Genomic DNA, 19481 nt, shown 5'->3' with positions numbered 1-19481 from the left:
AGCGATGTCGAACCGACGCCGGGCAAGCCAAGACGAGGAGATGCTCCATATCGCGGAGATGTACTACTTCGAACAGATAACCCATGCCGCTATCGCCCAGCGGCTCTCCATGAGCCGTTGGACTGTCGGCAGGATCCTCGAGGAGGCTCGTCGCACGGGGATGGTCAAAATCACCATTGATCATCCCCTCGCCCGGTATCACCGGCTCGAAACCGAGTTGGTTGACACTTTCGGGTTGCAATCAGCCGCCGTCGTGCCCATCCAGGCTAGTGACGAACTGACTATGGAGTTCGTCACTCGGATGGCAGCGCAGCGGTTATCCGAGTGGCGGCCACGACCAAGGGTGGTCGCAGTGAGTTGGGGACGAACGACCGCCCATGTGGCCCAACACTTGGGGTCGGGTTGGAACCCTGACGTTGTCGTCGCCCAGACCAATGGCGGGGTTGCCGTCACCAGGAATGATCTGGTGGGACGTTCCGTTGTGAGGATGGCTGAACTCGGCCCAGGTCGGTCCCTCACCTTGCAGGCCCCGACGGTTGTGGAATCAGCGGATCTCGGGGACATGCTGCGTCAGGACATGTCTGTTTCGCGCCCTCTGGAGGCTGCTCGGGAGGCGGATCTCGTAGTGTATTCGCCCGGAGCGGTGAGCGCTGACTCGATTCTGGTAACGGCTGGCTATGTGACGACCGACGGTATTGAGCAACTGCGCAGCAAAGGGGCTAGTGCAGACATCATGAGCCACTATGTTGACGTTCATGGCCATGTTGTCGATGAAGAATTGGATTCTCGCACGATCTCAGTAGATCTGGATTGCGTGAAAGTCAGGGACGGCAAGGGTCACAGCCGCCCGCGGGCTCGGAGGGTGCTGGTCATCGCATCTGGGGCCGAGAAAGCTGAGGCGTTGGGGGCAGCCCTGCGCGGTGGTTTGTGTACCGACCTGGTTGTTGACGCCAGTGTCGCGGAGCGCGCCCTTCGGTGAAGGAGAGGGTCGGGGCCGTAATGCACGGAAGTGCAGGGTTTTGACGAAAGTGGGAATCGCGTGTCGCCCAACGTTAGCGTGAATTGTGTCGGGTCCACAGTCAGGCCACAACCCAGCTTCGGAGGTACGAAGATGCTCAGGATTGCAGTGCTCGGTGCAGGTGTCATGGCCACCGCATTGACCTTCCCCGCCATCGAGAACGGTAACGAAGTCCGCCTCATTGGCACCCAACTTGATGACGAGATCATCGATTCCATTCAGGTCACCCGGGAACACCCGGTCCTTGAACTCAAAGTCGACGAGCGCGTCAAGGCCTATCATTTTGTTGATGCTGCCGAGGCCATTGAGGGCGCTGACGTCATCATGAGCGGCGTTAACTCATTCGGGGTCGATTGGGCGGGAGAGCAGCTGACAAGGCTAGCCAAGGCCGGGCAGATCATCCTGTGTGTAACCAAGGGTATGCAGGCCGATGAGGACGGCACCCTCCACATCTTGCCGGAGGTGTTGAAGAAGCATATGGGGGATCTTGCCGACAAGGTCCACTGGGCAGCCATTGTTGGACCGTCGATCGCCGGTGAGCTGGCGGTGCATCGCGACACCTGCGTCGTATTCTGCGGCGAGGAGCAGGAAGTCCTCAACCGTCTGGCGGCGGCATACCGCACCGACTACTACCACGTTTGGACATCTACCGATTTCATCGGCCACGAGGTCAGCGCGTGCATGAAGAACATCTTTGCCTTCGGTGGCGGCTTTGCCGCCGGCATGCTAGAAAAAGCCGAGCAGGCCAACGCCAAGTACGCCATGTACGACTACACCGCGGCGCTGTTTAGCGAAGGTGCCCGCGAGCTCAAACAGATGGTTGCCTTCATGGGCGGTGATCCGGAGGTAGCGACTGGTCTGGGAGGAGTTGGCGATATGTTCGTTACCACGATGGGCGGGCGCAATGTGCGTGCCGGAACCTACGTCGGTGCTGGGGTGCCGTTCTCGCAGATCCGCAATGTCAAGATGAAAGGCATCACCCTGGAAGGGGTCGCCGCCGTTGGCGTAGTTGGCGAGGCGATCGGAAAGTTAACGGAGCGCGGGGTTATCGCTGAGACCGACTACCCGTTGGTGCGGGCCCTCTATGACATCGTCTCCCACGATGCTCCCCTCGAGCTGCCCTGGGAGAAGTTCTTCGGCGGAGAAAAGTGACGTTGGTCCGCTAGGGGTACGTTTCTGCCGAGGCGATAGTAACTCAGATCTCCCCAGCGAGGTGGGTGCGAAAAATACCGGCCTAGGTGAGGTTTGGGCACTGTGCTGCCCGATGCCGCCTTGTGTCGGGATTTTTCGCACCAGGTGGTGGCTGCGGTTCAGGGTTTTCATGCGGCAGCCCGAGAATCCGCTCGGTCATCGTGAACTTGAGGTGCCCTTCAAGCTGCCACGATTTAGACTCGTCTAGTCGTCTTAGAAAGGCTGTCATGAACAACGTCATCGAGGTCACCGACGCGACCTTCGCATCCGAGGTTCTCGGCGCTTCCAAGCCGGTCCTCGTTGACTACTGGGCTGACTGGTGCGCCCCGTGCAAGCAGCTCTCCCCGATTGTCGAGGAGCTTTCCGGGGCTTATGGCGATCGGATGGTTTTTGCTAAGGTCGACACCAACGCCAACACTCGGATCGCCGCGGAGCAGGAGATCATGTCCCTGCCCACCATCCAGGTTTGGCAAGGTGGCCAGCTCGTCAAGTCGCTGCAGGGCGGCAAGACAAAGAAGGCGCTGGTCAAAGTTATCGAAGAATTTGTCGCCTGAGGAGGGATCATGCCGTCTGCCACGAAGAAGATTTCTCTGGTCCGTCGTAGTGAGGGCCACTACACCGCCACCAATGCGCGTGGCGGGCAGATTCGGTTTGGGTCAGGGCAGGACGCGGAGTTCACCCCCGTGGAGCTGCTGCTGGCGGCTATCGGTGGGTGCTCGTCCATTGATGTCGACACCGTGACAAGCCGTCGCGGCGAGCCCACCCAGTTCACCGTCTCCGTGTCGGGTACCAAACGCAGCGACGAGGAGGGGCGGGCATCCCTGGGCGACGTTGCCGTCGATTTCCAGTTGAGTTTCCCAGACACTGAGGAGGGTCGCGAGGCCGCCGGGCTAGTGAACCGGGTCGTCACAATGTCGCGCGACAAAAATTGCACCGTCTCACGGACCGTTGAGGCCGAGACCCCGGTGGCTTTCAGCATCGCCGGTGAGCCACTGGACTGAGGTTTCTTGACGGGGCATTCTCGCACCGTGCCTTCACGTGGAGCACGTTCAACAGAGGTCTTCCACGGTGGCCGGACCCGGTGATGAAAAATCCCGGGCCCGGCCGTTTTACGTCATTAAGAGATGAGATCTCGCAACTAGGCGATGATTTTGTCTTCGGCCTTGACTTCAGTGGCAAGTGCTGCCAGTAGCTTGTTGCAGGCAACCCTGACCCTCGCTCACCCCAACTGTCCAATGAGCATCACTGCACCGAAGTGACCAGTGCCGGCGTACTGCTTGTACCGGGGCTGAGCGGCCTCTCGCGGGGTTGTTGACATGAGTTCGCTCCTTCGGAGGCACAGGTTGGACCGTTCTTCGCAAAAGCCTAGTAACACTAGGCTTTGTAGAACATGATCCTGCCGTGGTCGACATTTGGGGTGGCTCGGACACGGTAAAAGTCCAAAAATCCCGTTCCAGCAGGAGCTCAGGCACCGCTGTGACCTGGCGCTCCGTGAGCCGGGATTTTTGTTCACCGGATGGGAAAGGCGGGGAGGGGAGCGTGGCTGACCGTAGGCTGGCGTGGTGCCCCGGTCTCCCTTACCACAACGTCACGGTCTGGAATCGGCGTGGGTTCACACCCCCGATCATGGGCAGTGCCGTCGGTTGGCGAAGGAGCGCGGAGTCGATGGTTGGCCATGGCCGACGATGCGCGCTTACCTGGTTGAGAAGCTCCTGAGGGTGGGTGGGCCGCGCGTCGACGAGATGCTCGATGAGGGAAGGTTCGTTGATGATGCGGGGCGTGCTTTCCGGCAGGATTCCCCTTTCACCCCGCAGACCTTCGTCTTCTTCCACCGCGATCTGCCCACTGAGACTCCCGTCCCGGCCGGGATCGGCATCCTCTATTCCGATGAACGCATCCTCGTGGTCGACAAGCCACACTTCCTGTCCTCGATCCCGCGGGGACGCCATGTCCTCGAGTCGGTTGTCGTTCGACTGCGCACCCAGTTGGGTTTGCCAGAACTGACGATGGCCCATCGCCTCGATCGTGTGACCGCTGGGGTGCTGCTGCTGACCCGGGAGCGACAGTGGCGTCGACCATACCAAGAGCTATTCGAGCGTCGTGAGGTCGTCAAAAAGTATCGGCTCGTGGCACCAGCGGTGCACGATCCAGCTGGAGAGGGGGCTGTCGTGACGAACAACGGCTGGCAGGTGAGGTCTCGGATTGTTAAGGAGAGGGGGATTTTGCAAGCCCGTGAGGTTCCCGGGGAGCCGAATGCTGTCACCGATATCGTATTGGTCAGTGAGCATGGTGGGTTAGGGCTGTATGAGGCAAGCCCCCGAACTGGCCGCACCCACCAAATTCGCCTCCATATGCAACGTTTGGGCGCTCCAATCGTGAATGACCCGTTTTACCCGATAGTTCTCGGCACCCAGATTGACGACTTCACCCATCCGCTGCAGTTGCAGGCGTGGCAGATGGGATTCACCGACCCCGTCTCTGGCGACCCGAGAGCTTTCACCTCAAGATTAGAGTTGGCTTCCTGGGTGTGAGGGCAAGACTGGGGCCGATGGGGTGACAAACGGTCAGTCCAGATGAGGGGGCTCTGGTTGTGCTTCAGCCCTTTTGAGGGCTGCTTTCGCAGTTGTGTGCTTCTTATCGCCCATGTGCTTCCCCTGATTCTTCCCGGGTCGTACTCGTTCTGGTCCCGCCTGGTTTGGGTAAACTGCCCCCGCTTGGCCTGGGCGAACTATCACCTCGCGGTGATTTTTACCGGTACGACGGGAGTGGGGCCATTGTGGTGCTCGGAACCTTCCGGGGCTGACAAAAATCGTCACATGAAGGCATTGTTCAGTATTGCCCGTCCCCGGCGCAGACTGATGAAAAAGCCTGAGGGGTCAGGCAGCGGGGAGAAATCTGCACCGCATGCTGCGTACCGACACTGTGATCGCATCCATGGGCCTCAAGCAGCATTTCGCTGCACCATTTCGTGTGCGGGTGATGCGGTGAATGTCGAGTACCTCAGTGACCGAGCTCAGCCAGGAACCTCTCGGCATCCAGGGCAGCACGGCACCCGGACCCGGCTGCGGTGACGGCCTGCTGGTAATGGGAGTCGACCAAGTCGCCGCAGGCAAAAACCCCCGGCAGGTTGGTGCGGGTGGACGGCTCGGCGCACACGACGTAGCCAGCCTCGTCTAGATCGACTTGGCCACGAACCAGTTCGGAACGCGGATCGTGGCCAATGGCCTCGAAGACTCCGGCGACTTCGAGCTGGCGCTCCTCGCCGGTCTTGGTGTCGCGTAAAGTCACCGACTCGAGTTTCGAGTCACCTTGCATGGCGACGATCTCGCTATCCCATGCGAAGGTGATCTTGGGATCGGCAGTCGCACGGTCGGCCATGATCTGTGAAGCACGCAACTGGTTGCGGCGATGTACGAGAGTGACCGAATTGGCGAAGCGGGTGAGGAAGGTGGCCTCCTCCACAGCAGAGTCCCCTCCTCCGACGACGGCGATGTCTTTTCCGGTGAAGAAGAATCCGTCACAGGTGGCGCACCATGACACGCCTCGTCCCGACAGCCGGGCCTCGTCCTCAAGGCCGAGCTTGCGGTAAGCCGAACCCATGGCGAGGATGACGACACGGGCCTGATGGGTCTGACCGTCAGTGTCGGTTACCTTCTTGATCTTTCCGGTCAGGTTGACCCTGGCGACGTCATCGGCGATCAGCTCGGCACCGAACCTTTCCGCTTGGGCGCGCATTTGCGCCATGAGGTCCGGGCCCATGATCCCCTCGGAGAAGCCTGGGTAATTTTCGACCTCGGTGGTCTGCATGAGGGCGCCGCCGGCATCTACTGAGCCCTCGAATACCAGCGGCTTCAGCCCGGCGCGGGCGGTATAGACAGCGGCGGTATATCCGGCTGGCCCAGACCCGATGATGATGACGTCTCGCGGCTTGTCATCATCCCGAGTGTCGGCACCGATGGTCTCGGGGAAGGGCTGGGTGATGTCGGTTTCCGAGGAATCGGACAGCGAAATGTTGCCGAAGATGGTGCTGGGCGCAAGGGGCTGGGTGGTCATGGCGTCTCCTGGTCGGTGTCTGGTTCAGGGATCAACCTATCTAGCGCACGAAGCTGTCATGACATTCCCGTAAGGATTTAGCACTGGGTGCTGGGACCTCCGGTGCTTTCCCTGATGACGAGGTGCCACGGTACGAGGGTGCCGGTTCCCGGTTGTTCCAGTCCCGATTGTCCGATGTGTGGGGTGAAGATCTTCAGGGTGTCTTCGACAAGGGTGTCAAGGTCCGGGGCGATAATGGTTATGGTCGGGGTCGAGTAGGCCCCTTCCTTGGTGTTGTCAAAGCCTGTGATCGCTATGTCCTGGGGGCCCCTCACCCCAGCTTCGTGACAAGCGCGGAGGGCGCCGATGGCCATGGTGCCGTTGAAACATAAGACGGCGTCGGGCTTGTCCGTGAAGTCGAAGTATTGGCGCGGAATTCGGACCCCTGACCAACCTTCCTCCTGCCAGCCACCTGACCACGGTCGGATAGATCGGCTAGCTGCGTGCCACCACGGCGTCGTTCCCCTCCGCCGACAGCAAATCTCCCTGTGCGATCCGGCAAATGTTTGACGGCATCGTGGACACTGGAAACCATGAGTGAGTCGACAAATGGTCCCCGAGAGCCTCGTGACCCCAGTTCCTTCCGGCATTCCAGCACTGAGGGCGGATACTCCTCGCGCCCTGAGGATGCCCGCCAGAACTGGGCACAGGATTCTTATTGGTCGCGCAGTCACGATTCCTGGTTGAAATCGGAAGATTCAGCGTCTTCCCAACGACAGCCGTGGGAATCATCTGAACAGCTCACCGCCGCGGACCCGAACCTTGGTAACAAAAATGCCGACTCACCCCAGCCCTCGTCTCGATCGGACCGCAGGGGCTTCCGTGGTGGGACTATTGTTCTCGCTGCGTTGCTAGCCGCGGCCGTGGGCGGGGTCTCAGGAGGCCTAGTTGATCGTTCCCTGACAAAAAATGACACTCCTGTGGTTGCTTCGAGGTCTGCCGTTCCGAGCACCGTCACCAAGGTCGTTCAGGGCTCGTCCTCTGCCCCGGAGTGGACGGCCACCGCTTCCGCCATCTCGAACTCCGTGGTCTCCATCACCGTGACGACCGGTGACGGAGGTGACGAGGGGTCTGGCGTCGTGGTCGATTCCAACGGCAACATCGTTACCAACAACCACGTCGTCTCTGACGCCACCTCTGGCGGCCGACTGACGGTATCTATGGGTAACAAAACCTATGACGCCAAGGTGGTTGGCACTGACCCATCAACTGACCTGGCTGTCATCCGGGTGACGAATCCACCCGAGTCCATGAAGCCGATTGAGTTCGCTGACTCTAGCAAGTTGGCCGTCGGGGCCCCGGTCATGGCCGTGGGCAACCCACTAGGTCTATCTGGGTCGGTGACGACCGGCATCATTAGCGCCCTCAATCGCCCGGTCACGACCATGAACCGCGATGACTCGGATGGCCTGTTGGGGTCATATGACTCCTCATCGGGAGTCGTTGTCACCAATGCTATTCAGACCAGCGCTGCGATTAACCCAGGCAATTCCGGGGGCGCGCTGGTTAATGCCAATGGCGAGCTCGTCGGGATCAACTCCTCGATCGCTAGTCTGCCGTCGGCGGGTCGCTCTCAGTCGGGCAACATTGGCATCGGGTTCGCCATCCCATCGAACTTGGCCAAATCGATTGCTGACCAGATCATCCAGACCGGCAAGGCCACTCATGCCTTCCTAGGCATCTCGGTTCGTGACGCGGCTACAGGTAAGGCCGGCGTCAACATTCAGGGCGCTGGGATCGCGGCGGTCACGCCGAGCTCGGCCGCTGACAGGGCCGGCCTGCGTCGAGGTGACGTCATCACTAAGATTGACGACACTGAGGTCCCTTCGGGGGAGTCTTTGGTGGGTCTTATTCGATCGTTTAAAGCTGGGCAGAAAGCGACGATTAGCTATATACGTGGTTCCCAGGAGGCGACGGTTGACGTCACTATGGGTACGGCGAAGTCTTGAACTCGGCAGCGATACCTCCTGCGGCCGATGCGCTGCGGGAGTTTAGTACTGAATTCCTAGCCGCGTTTTCACATGAGGTCGAGGACAGCTCGGGCGGTAGCGTCATCAACGACGAGGTCCGTCGCGACTCTGGCTCGGAGGGCAGCTAGCAGCCCGACGGCTTTAGCCCGTCCCGCGACGACGCAGAGCCGACGCGGTATGCGCTGCAATTGGAAGGGAGCTAATCCAGTTGCCCTCTTATTGAACTCGACGTCGTAGGCACCGTCTGCCTTAAGGAAGACAGTGTTGACGTCACCGACGACTCCGGAATGTACCAGATTCGCCTTTTCTTCATCGGTGATGTAACCCGCCGAATAGACATGGGAGGGGACTGGGCTGTCAAGAGCTCCGACGCTGAAAACAGCAAGATCAAGTTCTCGATGTGCCTTGAGGACGGCCTGGACGGAACGCTCCTGCCACATTGTGGCCTTTGTCGATGCGCTGTCGAAGAAGGTTGGGACCGGGAAATGAATAACCTCACCACCAAATGCGGCAGCCATCCTTGACAGGATCGATCCGACATAGGGGATTCCCGAACTAGTGGGATTTGCCGACCCATTCATCTGGATGACGCTGACCCCTTTGACATCCTTAGGCACCACATAGTGGGTGACGGCGTCAAGAGTCGTGCCCCAGGCGATACCGACGGCGGAATTGTCCTCGACCATATCCGTCACCATTTGTCCTGCGATCCTGGCAACCTGATCGAGGCGGTGAATTTCGGTGGTCCCTGACTTCACAGGCACAACCGTGGTGTTTACCCCGAACATCCTCGTTAGGGTGGAGTCCAGCCCGCTTCGTAACCCTGTCGGCTCCGACAAGGTGATGCGCACAACCCCGGATTGACGTGCCTGCTTGAGAAGTCGAGACACGGTTGAGCGAGATGTACCGAGATGGCTGGCGATGGCATCCATTGTCTCGCCCTGCATGTAATACATGGACGCAGCTGTCCAGACGTCATTGGACAATTCGTTCATGCCTCCCCCCTTGCCATGCACATAAGTGCAGAATCGCGATTCCGTGGGGCCGTTGATGTTTGATTGAGTCATGTCCAGCCCCCACAGGGGCGGGACGACGGTCCCCGTTTCCCAAATTCTACGGGATCGGCCGCCACCGGCGAGTAAACCGGTGTCAACGGATGACACCACGACGAAGGAGTCCTCATGCTTCTCGAAACTGCGGTGCCCGCCGCAACGATCTTCGGGTCGGAGTTTTTGGGCACCTTGATCCTCATTCTCCTGGGTTGTGGCGTCGTCGCCAACAACCTCCTTCCCAAGAGCAAGGGCCACGCCAACGCTCCCGGTACCCTTCAGATCAACTGGGGATGGGGCTTTGGCGTGATGTTCGGTGTTTACGCGGCCTACAAGACCGGTGGACACCTGAACCCTGCTGTGACCGTCGGTCTGGCGGTCGCCGGCAAGGATCTGGCCCCCGGCATTCCGGCCACCGCTAGCAACATCACCATTTACATCCTCGCTCAGTTCGCCGGAGCTTTCGTCGGTGCTGTGCTGTGCTGGCTGGCCTACAAGCAGCATTATGACAAGGATTGCGACCCCGCCCTCAAGCTCGGCACCTTTGCCACCGGCCCGGAGATACGCAACCCGCTATGGAACACCGTCACTGAGGCCATCGGTACCTGGGTCCTCATGCTGTGGGTCATCATCTCTGGCTTCACCCAGCGTGTGACGATCGGCCCGCTGGCCGTCGGCCTGCTCATTGTCTCCATCGGCGCCTCCCTCGGCGGCCCCACCGGATACGCCATCAACCCGGCCCGTGACCTCGCTCCCCGCATCGCCCACGCCGTTCTACCTATTAAGGGCAAGGGTGGCAGCGATTGGGGGTATGCCTGGGTCCCGGTCGTGGGCCCGCTGGTCGGGGGCGTCCTGGCCGCTCTCACCTACATTGCGTTCTGGTGAGTGGGGGTATCTCTGGTGACACACTGATTGCGCATCAGCCGTAATCTTTCAGACACGTCAATGCAGACAAGAAAGGCAACCAACATGAGCGATGAGAAGTTTGTACTCGCCATTGACGAGGGCACCACTTCCGCCCGTGCCATCATCTTCAACCACGCCGGCCAGATCGTGGCCGTGGGTCAGCAGGAGTTTGAGCAGGTCTTCCCGCGTGCCGGATGGGTTGAGCACGACCCGATTGAGATCTGGGAGGCCGTTCGCGACGTTGTCGGGCTCGCTCTGACCAAGGCCAACATCAACCGCCACCAACTGGCGGCCGTTGGTATCACCAACCAACGTGAGACCGCAGTGGTCTGGGACAAGAACACCGGTGAGCCGGTGTACAACGCCATCGTGTGGCAAGACACCCGTACCCAGAAGATCTGTAACGAGCTGGCCGGTGACAAAGGTGCCGACCGCTACAAGGAGATCTGTGGTCTCGGCCTGTCAACGTACTTCTCCGGCCCGAAGGTCAAGTGGATTCTCGACAACGTCGAGGGAGCCCGCAAGAAGGCCGAGGCTGGCGATCTACTCTTCGGCAACATGGACACCTGGGTGCTGTGGAACCTGACTGGCGGTACTGCTGGCGGCATGCACATCACCGATCCGACCAACGCCTCCCGCACCATGCTCATGGACGTCCGGAAGCTGCAGTGGGATGACTCGATGTGCGAGGTCATGGGAATTCCGAAGTCCATGCTCCCTGAGATCAAGTCCTCCTCCGAAATCTACGGCTACGGTCGTAAGAACGGCCTGCTGATCGATACCCCGATTGCTGGCATCCTCGGCGACCAGCAGGCCGCCACCTTCGGCCAGGCCTGCTTCCAGAAGGGCATGGCGAAGAACACGTACGGCACCGGCTGCTTCATGCTTATGAACACCGGCGAGGAGGCCATCTTTTCCGAGAACGGCCTGCTGACCACTGTCTGCTACAAGATCGGTGACCGCCCCACCGTCTACGCTCTGGAGGGCTCGATCGCCGTTGCCGGATCGCTGGTCCAGTGGCTGCGCGATAACCTCAAGATGTTCGAAACTGCCCCGGAAATCGAGGCCCTCGCCAACACCGTCGAGGATAATGGTGGCGCTTACTTCGTGCCGGCCTTCTCCGGTCTGTTCGCCCCGTACTGGCGCCCAGATGCTCGTGGTGCCCTCGTGGGCCTGACCCGCTACGTCAACCGTGGCCATATTGCTCGTGCCGTGCTCGAGTCAACCGCCTTCCAGACCCGCGAGGTTCTTGAGGCCATGAACGCTGACTCCGGTGTGCCGCTCACTGAGCTGCGCGTCGACGGTGGCATGACCGCCAATGAGGCCCTCATGCAGTTCCAGGCTGACCAGGTCAACGTGCCGGTCGTTCGCCCCGTGGTTGCCGAAACTACTGCTCTGGGCGCTGCCTACGCCGCTGGTATCGCGGTTGGCTTCTGGCAAGGCGAGAATGATGTCATTGATAACTGGGCCGAGGACAAGCGTTGGGAACCCAAGATGGACGAGGACGAGCGCGAGCGTCTGTTCCGCAACTGGAAGAAGGCCGTCACCAAGACTTTTGACTGGGTGGACGACGACGTCAGGGAGTGATGCGCCCATCCTGGTGGATCGTTGATAGGTGGTGCCCCGTGCCTTTGAGTGCGGGGCACCACTGTGTTCAGGCCCCTGCCGGTGCAGGACACGCGAGGTTGCCTGACTGCATTCGGTTGCGTCAGGTCCATTGCGTCACTGGCCCGTTGAGTCGGGCCCCATCGTGTTGCGAGCCGAGCAGTTACTCGTGACGAAAAATGCCAGCTCGGGTAGAGGTCGGGAAATCCTGAGCTAGGAGTGTTCGTGAGGCGGGAATTTTTGCACGGGGCGGCGTCGTTGCTGCTAGGTTGCAGACTGATGCATGAACCGACACGGCCGTGGTCGAGTGGCGGCGCTGTGATGCGTCAGCCGGAGTCCAGCGTTTCAAGCCACATCAGGAGCCGGTAACCGAAATATCGGCGATCCCGCCCTGAAAGCGGGTGGCTGATTTGAGGGGAAGCTTGGTCAGATACACCAAAAGGTGTCTGGTCTTAGCCTTCGCCGACGGCTTCAATGTGACCGTTGTCCCAGCCCCCGATACTGCCGCGACGCGAGTCCAATCCTTGATTGTCATCATTGGCGGCTGACCCGAGGAAACATCATTCGTTGGCTCCCATAGCGAAATACCGGTGCCGGAACCCACCAGACGTACCTTTACCGAGATGACTTCCGTCATGCGGCCCAGATCGACGACAAGACCGACTCCGGGCTTGAGGTTTCCGAGCTTCGCCGAGTTGCGATAGACGACGGTGTGCCACGCTGTCAACGGGTTACCATCGACAGCAAGCTTTACCTGGTCGTGGTTCTCCTTGGCGTCGCCACCGTCCTCGGAGGGATCAAAATCCCGAACATGCGTCAGCTTAACAGGTGTCGGATCATTGGTCGTTTGGGCGCCGCTGCCGGAATGGCGCACCCTGACGGCAATGAGACACACAACCGTGGCGACAATCACTACAGCCACAAGGATCGGTGGCCAGCGCCGGCTATGGAGGCGGGTCGCGAGCACCGGCTCGTCTCCCATGTCGTCGTCTGGCCAGTCCTGAGGGGATAGCTGGGTGGTATGAGGGTCATTACTGCTGGACCACGGTGCAGGTCCGAGGCGGCCCCACTCGCCGGCAGCAGCCTCCGGAGACCAGTATCCCTCCTCATCAGGACCGTATTCCTCAATCCGCTTAGGCTCATCGAGATCCCGAAGCGCCACCGACGTCGAGGATTCGTCGGACCGCCACGGTTCTTCCCCGGTACGAGACTCCGGGCCCACTGGGAGACGGATGCGACGCTCCAAGTCAGCGGTGGCGTCGGCGGATCCTAGGGTCCGTTTCAAAGACTGCGCGATCTCGTTGGCGGTGCGCAACGGGACCTCGTCATAGTGAGGAACTTGCGAGAGGATTTGGTCGCAGAGGATGTCGAGGGCGGGGGAGACCCCGGCGCGCACCTCGCGTGGGGTGAGCCAGCCACGAGCATCTGTAGGTGCCGGCGGCAGGCCCCACGACGTCGTTGGCGCCGGCTTCACGGAAGGTCGGTGCCCCTGTCCGTTCGGCCATCGGGATACCAGGCAGGCATAGAGGACACGGCCAATATCCGTCACGTCAGCGGCCTCGCGGTCAGGCCAAGGACGGGAATTGTCCCCTGGCCGGGGATGCAGTGCGGCCTCAATGAGGAGACCACTGATCTTGAGGTTTCCTGTTGAGGTGACCAGGATGGTCCCAGGGCTGATGCGCTCGTGGAAGACCCCCTGAGCGTGCAACGGTGCCATAGCATCGGCGATCTCATGGGCGATCCATGCGGACTCCAGTGCTGAAAGCGGGCCGGTTTTTAGCAGCTCCTCGACTGACCTGCCGGGCGCGTACTCGCTGACGACCCACGAGGCCGGGTCTCCCGGCCCGGCGGCGACGGCGTCAAGGACCCGCAAGAAGCGAGAATCAGTAGCAACAGCGGAGCGTCTAGCAGCGTCGAGGACAGTAGGGGTATGACGACCATGTGGGGCGAGGGCGTGGATAAGGACGGGGCGGTGGAGCTTAGTGTCGAAGGCCCGCCACGTCAGTGAGGATTCCGAATGTGAGAGCTCCCGGTCGAGGCGGTAACGCCCTCCCAGAAGCGACCCCGGGGAGAGGTTAGGAAGATCGTCCATTTCATAGGAGCCCGAGTCACATGGATCGCGGTAGCGGTCGGTGGAGCCTTCGAAAGACACTGCCACCTCCTGCCCGATCGATCCGAATGTGCATCGACAACGATACCGATCCCTCCCCGGAACTCTGGGATTGTCACGCGGTGGGGTTGTCGGTGTCGGTGGGAGAACTCGATGCAGAATCATCGCTCGAGGCCACTTCCGGATCCGTTTGTGCGGGCATGGCTGGCGTGTCGTCAGATATGTCATCAAGTTTCGTAGCAGGTTGCTCAGCATCTGGCGCCGCAGTTTGGGCAGAGCGGCGGGAACTCGCCGTCACCTGTCGAATTCTTAGCACCGTCGCGATGATGAGCACCAATGCTGACACGACGATGATGATCCAGCCGACGTCATCCATCTGGGTAGCTTTAACGACGAATGTTGTCTGAGAACCCAGGAGCCGTCCCGACGGAGTCGACAGGTGAGCCTGCATCTCAACGACACCATTTGAACTCGCCTTCGGAGCGAACTTGATGGTTTGCGTCTCTTCGGGCTGTATCGAAACAACCTGGGTGTCAGGGATGTCGATGCGTTGCGGGTTTTCTGAAGTGACTACGACCTTGACACGAACCGTCTGTGCCAGCGAGTTCGTGATTGTGAGCGGGAAGTCGTTACGTGACGACGACATCACAAAGTGGGAAGCCGAGTGTAGGACCAGACCGTTACCGGCAATGACCTCCGATGCCGGGCGTGTAACGTCGGCAGCCCACGCCTCCCGATCCTTGAGTGACGCCGACAGCGATCTACTGACAAATTTCGCCGAGGTCAAAGAAGCCGTCTCTGGCGAGGCTCCGACCAAATCTGACCAGCCGTCAGCATCAATGCGTACATCGTGCTGAATCTGCCACCACGGATCTTTGAGGATCGTGTTTCCGGCATGACTTTCCGACAGATGCAGACCAGGCTTCGCCCCGTTGAGAATTGTCGACAAGTTCTGCAGGTGAAGCCAACTGACGGGGGCAGTCGCCTGGACGTCGTCCACAGTGGTCGCGAGGGTCACAGCGGGGATTGACTCATGAGTCATGAGCAAGGCCTGGGATAGCAGCATTCCGCGATGTTGAGGATCACTGTTCGACTGGGGACGGCCGCCGGTACGGACTGTGTCGGCCAAACCGATGATCTTCACCCCAGAGTCCTCACGAATCCCCTTACGAACTGATGCTGCGCAAGTCAGTACGACCGAGGGGGAGAGCTCTTTAGCCAAGGTTTTGAACGACGACTTGTCGAGTTCAGCGGCGGGGTCGATGATAGCCAAGGGCAAATGCGCCGCCGGGTTGGAAGGGTCGACGGCGTGCTTGACCGTCGCTAAAAGACTGGGGCGTCCCTGCCGTACTGCCCCGACGACGTCAGCATTTCCGTAGGGCAGGCGGTATGCCCGGCCTGACGATAAGAGAGGTTCGACGAGATTGAGCCACTCCTTGGCTCGCTCCTGGCCAGTCCCACCGACGGTACGTGAGCCCCTGCTAGCTACCAGATAGCCCGAGGCCATGGCACGAACCTCGTCGATAAGACTCGGATCGACGAGCACGGTGGCATTACGGGTATGTGCTGCTTCGGCAAGCGATTTCAACCGATGAGTGATGTCGTCAGATAGAGATTCGTCAGTGAAGGCGCCATCGATACGTCGCGATGGTGGGGCGGACAGCACGATAACGGGCGTCAGGTTCGCGCTGGTATGTGCGTCCGAGAGCACAGTCAACACCCGTGCCCGTCCGACAGTTCGCCGCGATTGATTCCCCGGAGACGCTTGTACGTGAACCCCGATTGCGTAGACGGCATTTGGTGACGTCAGACCCATCTGAGCGGGTGTACCGGTGACAGAGAACGACCCGGTGTCTTCCGGCTTAAAGGTCTGGCTGGCCTCCGGGTCCGTGATGTTAAAAATTGACGCTTCGTTCGGTTCTTGATACCAGCGCATCCCTACCGGCACGGTAGCTGGTGAAGCTAGGAGGTCAGAGAGGTCCCGAGTATCGTTGATCTCATCCTGGGAACGCCAAAAAGACACCTGTACCCACGTCATAGACACCGAGGACGTGTTCGTGACCGTCCCCTTGATAGTGATGGGAGTTTTGGGATCACCGGTCGGTGGTGTGACCGAGGTAATCGCCACCTTGACTAATTCAGAGGCAGCCCGCGCCTGAGCAGGAGATGGCCCCGCCATAACGGTCGCCAGGACCATCAACAGACCCAACAACCAGGCGGCTGGCCGGAGGCGGGAAGGAAAAGGCACGTGTGCCATGGTAGTGGGCCGACTTAGTTCAGCTGTGACCATCAGAGAGGTTTAGTGATCCTGCTGTGCCCACCAGGCCAGCAGTGCGCTCTTCGCCTCGTCGGGAGTGTGCGGGCCTTCATCCAGGCGAAGGTTGAGCAGGAATTTGTACGCCTTGCCAACCTCTGGTCCGGATTTGATGCCTAAGGTCGCCATGATCTGCTGACCGTCGAGGTCGGGTCGAATGGCGGCGAGTTCCTCCTTAGCGGTGAGATCGGCGATGCGCGCCTCCAAATCGTCGTAGGCGAATTCCAGTCGCTCAGCCTTGCGACGGTTTCGAGTCGTGCAGTCAGACCGGGTAAGGATGTGGAGGCGCTCCAACTGGTCGCCAGCGTCGCGGACATACCGACGAACCGCCGAGTCTGTCCAGCCCTGATCGCCGTACCCGTGGAAGCGCAGGTGCAATTCGACGAGCTTGGCGACGTCCTTGACGACCTGGCTGGGGTAGGCGAGGGCCTTAAGACGTTTTCGCGCCATTTTCGCCCCGACGACGTCATGGTGATGGAAGCTCACCTTGCCTCCGGGCTCGAACCTGCGCGTCGGGGGTTTGCCAATGTCATGCATCAGGGCCGCGAGACGACCCGTGAGGTCCGGGTTATGGCCGCGACGCTTCTCCAAGTCGATCGACTGATCCAAAACCGTCAAGGAGTGTTCGTACACGTCCTTGTGATGGTGGTGCTCATCTCGCTCGAGGCGTAGTGCTGGGAGTTCGGGCAGCACATAGTCAGCAATCCCTGTAGTCACGAGGAGGTCCAGCCCCTCACGGGGGTGGTCGGTGAGGAGGGTCTTGGAGAGCTCGTCGCGGACGCGCTCGGCCGAGATGATCTCGATACGAGAGGCCATGTCAGTCATGGCGGCACGTACGTCGCCAGTGACGGTGAAGCCTAGTTGAGAGGTGAAACGTGCCGCGCGCATCATCCGCAGCGGATCGTCGCTGAAAGACCTCTCCGGGGGAAAAGGTGTGCGTAAAACTCCCGCCACGATGTCGGCTAGGCCTGCATAAGGGTCTGAGAACGTTCGGGTAGCGGCGTGAAGAGCCATCGCATTGACGGTGAAGTCGCGGCGGATGAGGTCGTCCTCCAGAGTCTCGCCATAGACGATCTCGGGCTTGCGTGAATCCGGATGGTAAGCGTCAGCTCGATAGGTCGTGACCTCGACTACCCAATCGTTGATTTGGGCGCCTATTGTTCCGAAAGCCCGGCCGATGTCCCAGGTCGCGTGGGTGCGCTGACGGAGGATCGCCTCAGTGTCGTCGGGACGAGCGTCGGTCGTGAAGTCGAGGTCGTGTCCTAGACGGCCCATGAGGGCGTCACGAACAGATCCACCAACGAGATAAAGATCGTGACCAGTCTGTGCAAAAGCCTCACCCAGTTCGGCCACCAACGGAATATGTTCGAAAAGCACGTGGATGCGGTGTTCAAGCAGTTGCGGCACGGTCATCCCAGACTCGTCGGGGGCGGGACGCAGGGCGGCGGGCAGCATCGTGGTGCTCTTGACATTGTTCTCAGACATGGCGGCAAGTAGCCTACGCGATGTTGGCGTCGGAGCTGGTGGGCAGTAGAAGCATACGGAGTGTATTCGGGCAGGACTGAGAGTCGCAGGAGCCTGATCAGGTCAACAGGAGCCTGGTCAAGACAATTTGCGGCCGCTCGAACTGTGGACAGCGGTATTGCGAGACTTACCAATGCGTGCCAGGGTGCGCACGCGCGACCACTCGCAGAACAGCGAAAATAGCACGACGCATGCCAGCGTTATACCAGCTGCCCAGCCGGGTAAATGACGGTACGCGGCTATCCACAACACGAGGGCAAGAACGCTCAGGGACAGGTAGGCGCGATTCACCATGACCCCGAGTTTACGGGTTGTGACGAAAAGTATCGGCATCGTGTGTGTTGGGGCGAAGAAGTGATGGCCTCGGGCCGATGGCGGGAAAATGCTCTTCGAGTGGGGGAGCTGGTGACGGACCACGACCTGCTGGCATGCCATGGTGAGAACATGCGTCCTGATCCGAATGCGTCGGTGGTCGTAGCAGTTGACTCGTTTAAAGGCTCACTGAGCTCTGGGAAAGCCTGCAGAGCGGTTCAGCGGGGGTTTTTCGCGGCTGATCCGGACCGTGAGGTCATCACGATCCCGGTTGCTGATGGCGGTGAGGGGACTGTTGAGGCGGTTCTAGCAGCTGGCTTTCATGCTGTCACCGTCAAGTGTCATGGAGCGACGGGAGATCTTGCGGAAGTCGACTACGCCATGCGTGACCACCATGCCGTCATCGAAATGGCGACCTGCTGTGGTCTAGAGCGGGCGGATCGGGTATCCGGGCCTCCGACCTCCCGGCGCGGCCGGGTGGCATCCAGCCGCGGCCTTGGTGAGGTTATTGCGGCCGCCCTGCGTAAAGGGGCGACTGACATTACCGTCGGGGTCGGTGGATCAGCGTCCACTGATGGTGGTGCGGGAATGTTAGAAGCCCTAGGTGTGCGTCTGCTTGACAGAAACCTCGCGCCGATTTCTCCCGGCGCAGCGGGGTTAAGGGACCTCTCGCGCCTCGACCTGTCCGGACTCAATCGGAAATTGTCGGGGGTCAAGCTGACAGTTGCCTGTGACGTCACGTCTCCGCTGCTGGGACCGGAAGGTGCAGCCGCTGTGTTTGGCCCTCAGAAGGGCTTGGACGACGAAGGCGTCGCGGTCGCTGAGGCCGGTCTGACAAGGCTTGCCGACTTCATGGAATCCGCTATCGGCAGTGCTTACCGCGACGATCCGGGATCTGGCGCCGCCGGCGGAGTTGGTTGGGCGCTCCGATGCCTGGGAGCTAAGTATCGCCCGGGGGCAGCTGCCGTGCTCGGATGGGCCGAGGTAGTGTCAAAAATCTCTGAGGCCGGACTCGTCGTCACTGGCGAGGGCCGACTTGACAGGCAAACCTTGCTGGGCAAGCTTCCTGACACCATCCGCAGGATTGCTTTCGACGCCGGGGTGCCGGTGTGGGCAGTGTGCGGTAGATGCGATCTCCCCGAGGACAAGCGGGGGGCATTCCGGCGGATCATATGTTTGTCCGATATCGAGCCTGATCCACAGGTTTCGATGGCCCGTGCTGGGTTTTTGCTGAGCCAGGCGGTGGAGCAAGTGGTGCGGGAAGAGGTTGGTCGCTGACCCGGTGACCCCGCCGGAGGGGGCGCCCGAGGTCAGTGGCGTCGAAAACTGTCACATCGTAGGGGAGATGCGGTTTCTCTGCCCACGGGAGTTGCGTCGTGTCATTTTTCGG

16 protein-coding genes and 1 pseudogene are annotated in these 19481 nt (G+C 60.4%); 10 read left to right on the top strand and 7 right to left on the bottom strand.

Annotation, left to right across the window (positions count from 1 at the left end):
• Positions 1 to 4: 4 nt before the first annotated feature.
• From F1563_RS04785 to F1563_RS04760, 5 genes are all read left to right on the top strand, one after another.
• On the top strand, positions 5 to 979 hold the full coding sequence (locus F1563_RS04785) for a sugar-binding transcriptional regulator (RefSeq protein ID WP_002546580.1): 975 nt from the start codon (positions 5 to 7) through the stop codon (positions 977 to 979).
• A gap of 132 nt (positions 980 to 1111) precedes the next feature.
• On the top strand, positions 1112 to 2170 hold the full coding sequence (locus tag F1563_RS04780; protein WP_002546581.1) for an NAD(P)H-dependent glycerol-3-phosphate dehydrogenase: 1059 nt from the start codon (positions 1112 to 1114) through the stop codon (positions 2168 to 2170).
• Positions 2171 to 2436: 266 nt separating this feature from the next.
• Positions 2437 to 2763, top strand: coding sequence for a thioredoxin (trxA, locus tag F1563_RS04775; protein ID WP_002528361.1), 327 nt, complete (start codon positions 2437 to 2439; stop codon positions 2761 to 2763).
• A 9-nt stretch (positions 2764 to 2772) separates the two neighbouring features.
• Positions 2773 to 3210, top strand: a complete 438-nt coding sequence (locus tag F1563_RS04770; RefSeq protein WP_002546582.1) for an OsmC family protein — start codon at positions 2773 to 2775, stop codon at positions 3208 to 3210.
• Positions 3211 to 3894: 684 nt separating this feature from the next.
• Entirely contained in the window at positions 3895 to 4740 is an 846-nt protein-coding gene (locus F1563_RS04760; RefSeq protein ID WP_002546583.1) for a pseudouridine synthase, read from the top strand.
• A gap of 469 nt (positions 4741 to 5209) precedes the next feature.
• Here the strand turns inward: F1563_RS04760 and trxB are convergent, their stop codons facing one another.
• Together trxB and F1563_RS04750 are read right to left on the bottom strand one after the other, a co-directional pair.
• Entirely contained in the window at positions 5210 to 6262 is a 1053-nt protein-coding gene (gene trxB / locus F1563_RS04755) for a thioredoxin-disulfide reductase (protein WP_002528355.1), read from the bottom strand.
• A 77-nt stretch (positions 6263 to 6339) separates the two neighbouring features.
• Positions 6340 to 6891 (bottom strand): substrate-binding domain-containing protein, encoded by a 552-nt coding sequence (locus tag F1563_RS04750; RefSeq protein WP_227432007.1) that lies wholly within the window; start codon positions 6889 to 6891, stop codon positions 6340 to 6342.
• Between F1563_RS04750 and F1563_RS04745 the strand changes: the two genes are divergently transcribed.
• On the top strand, positions 6835 to 8250 hold the full coding sequence (locus F1563_RS04745) for a S1C family serine protease (protein WP_007434265.1): 1416 nt from the start codon (positions 6835 to 6837) through the stop codon (positions 8248 to 8250). The two genes, F1563_RS04750 and F1563_RS04745, sit on opposite strands and share 57 nt — an antisense overlap.
• A gap of 68 nt (positions 8251 to 8318) precedes the next feature.
• On the opposite strand, the gene F1563_RS04740 is transcribed toward F1563_RS04745, so the two are convergent.
• Positions 8319 to 9266 carry a sugar-binding transcriptional regulator gene (locus F1563_RS04740; protein ID WP_002528351.1) on the bottom strand — a complete coding sequence of 316 codons (948 nt, stop codon included), beginning with the start codon at positions 9264 to 9266 and terminating at the stop codon, positions 8319 to 8321.
• A gap of 186 nt (positions 9267 to 9452) precedes the next feature.
• On the opposite strand from F1563_RS04740, the gene F1563_RS04735 reads away from it, so the two are divergent.
• Positions 9453 to 10205, top strand: a complete 753-nt coding sequence (locus F1563_RS04735; RefSeq protein WP_002528350.1) for an MIP/aquaporin family protein — start codon at positions 9453 to 9455, stop codon at positions 10203 to 10205.
• A gap of 60 nt (positions 10206 to 10265) precedes the next feature.
• Positions 10266 to 11813, top strand: a complete 1548-nt coding sequence (glpK, locus tag F1563_RS04730) for a glycerol kinase GlpK (RefSeq protein WP_002528349.1) — start codon at positions 10266 to 10268, stop codon at positions 11811 to 11813.
• Positions 11814 to 12186: 373 nt separating this feature from the next.
• Here glpK and F1563_RS04725 read toward each other — a convergent pair whose 3' ends face one another.
• The gene (locus F1563_RS04725; protein ID WP_002528348.1) at positions 12187 to 13923 is read right to left on the bottom strand and encodes a protein kinase family protein; all 1737 of its coding nucleotides are present in this window, start codon (positions 13921 to 13923) and stop codon (positions 12187 to 12189) included.
• A 133-nt stretch (positions 13924 to 14056) separates the two neighbouring features.
• On the bottom strand, positions 14057 to 15979 hold the full coding sequence (locus F1563_RS04720; protein ID WP_172623598.1) for a DUF6049 family protein: 1923 nt from the start codon (positions 15977 to 15979) through the stop codon (positions 14057 to 14059).
• On the opposite strand from F1563_RS04720, the pseudogene F1563_RS13510 reads away from it, so the two are divergent.
• Positions 15978 to 16244 (top strand): annotated as a pseudogene (locus F1563_RS13510) (DNA-binding protein). The gene F1563_RS04720 and the pseudogene F1563_RS13510 sit on opposite strands and share 2 nt — an antisense overlap.
• Here the strand turns inward: F1563_RS13510 and F1563_RS04715 are convergent.
• Both F1563_RS04715 and F1563_RS04710 read right to left on the bottom strand, forming a co-directional pair.
• Positions 16241 to 17740, bottom strand: coding sequence for a CCA tRNA nucleotidyltransferase (locus F1563_RS04715; RefSeq protein WP_002528346.1), 1500 nt, complete (start codon positions 17738 to 17740; stop codon positions 16241 to 16243). The pseudogene F1563_RS13510 and the gene F1563_RS04715 overlap by 4 nt on opposite strands.
• A gap of 117 nt (positions 17741 to 17857) precedes the next feature.
• Positions 17858 to 18112 (bottom strand): hypothetical protein, encoded by a 255-nt coding sequence (locus F1563_RS04710; RefSeq protein ID WP_036958413.1) that lies wholly within the window; start codon positions 18110 to 18112, stop codon positions 17858 to 17860.
• Between the two features lie 111 nt (positions 18113 to 18223).
• On the opposite strand from F1563_RS04710, the gene F1563_RS04705 reads away from it, so the two are divergent.
• Entirely contained in the window at positions 18224 to 19369 is a 1146-nt protein-coding gene (locus F1563_RS04705; protein ID WP_227432010.1) for a glycerate kinase, read from the top strand.
• Positions 19370 to 19481 lie beyond the last annotated feature (112 nt).

Origin of the sequence: Cutibacterium modestum (assembly GCF_008326345.1) — a bacterium.
GTDB classification, from domain to species: Bacteria; Actinomycetota; Actinomycetes; order Propionibacteriales; family Propionibacteriaceae; genus Cutibacterium; species Cutibacterium modestum.
This window is presented reverse-complemented; position numbering and strand designations above follow the sequence as displayed.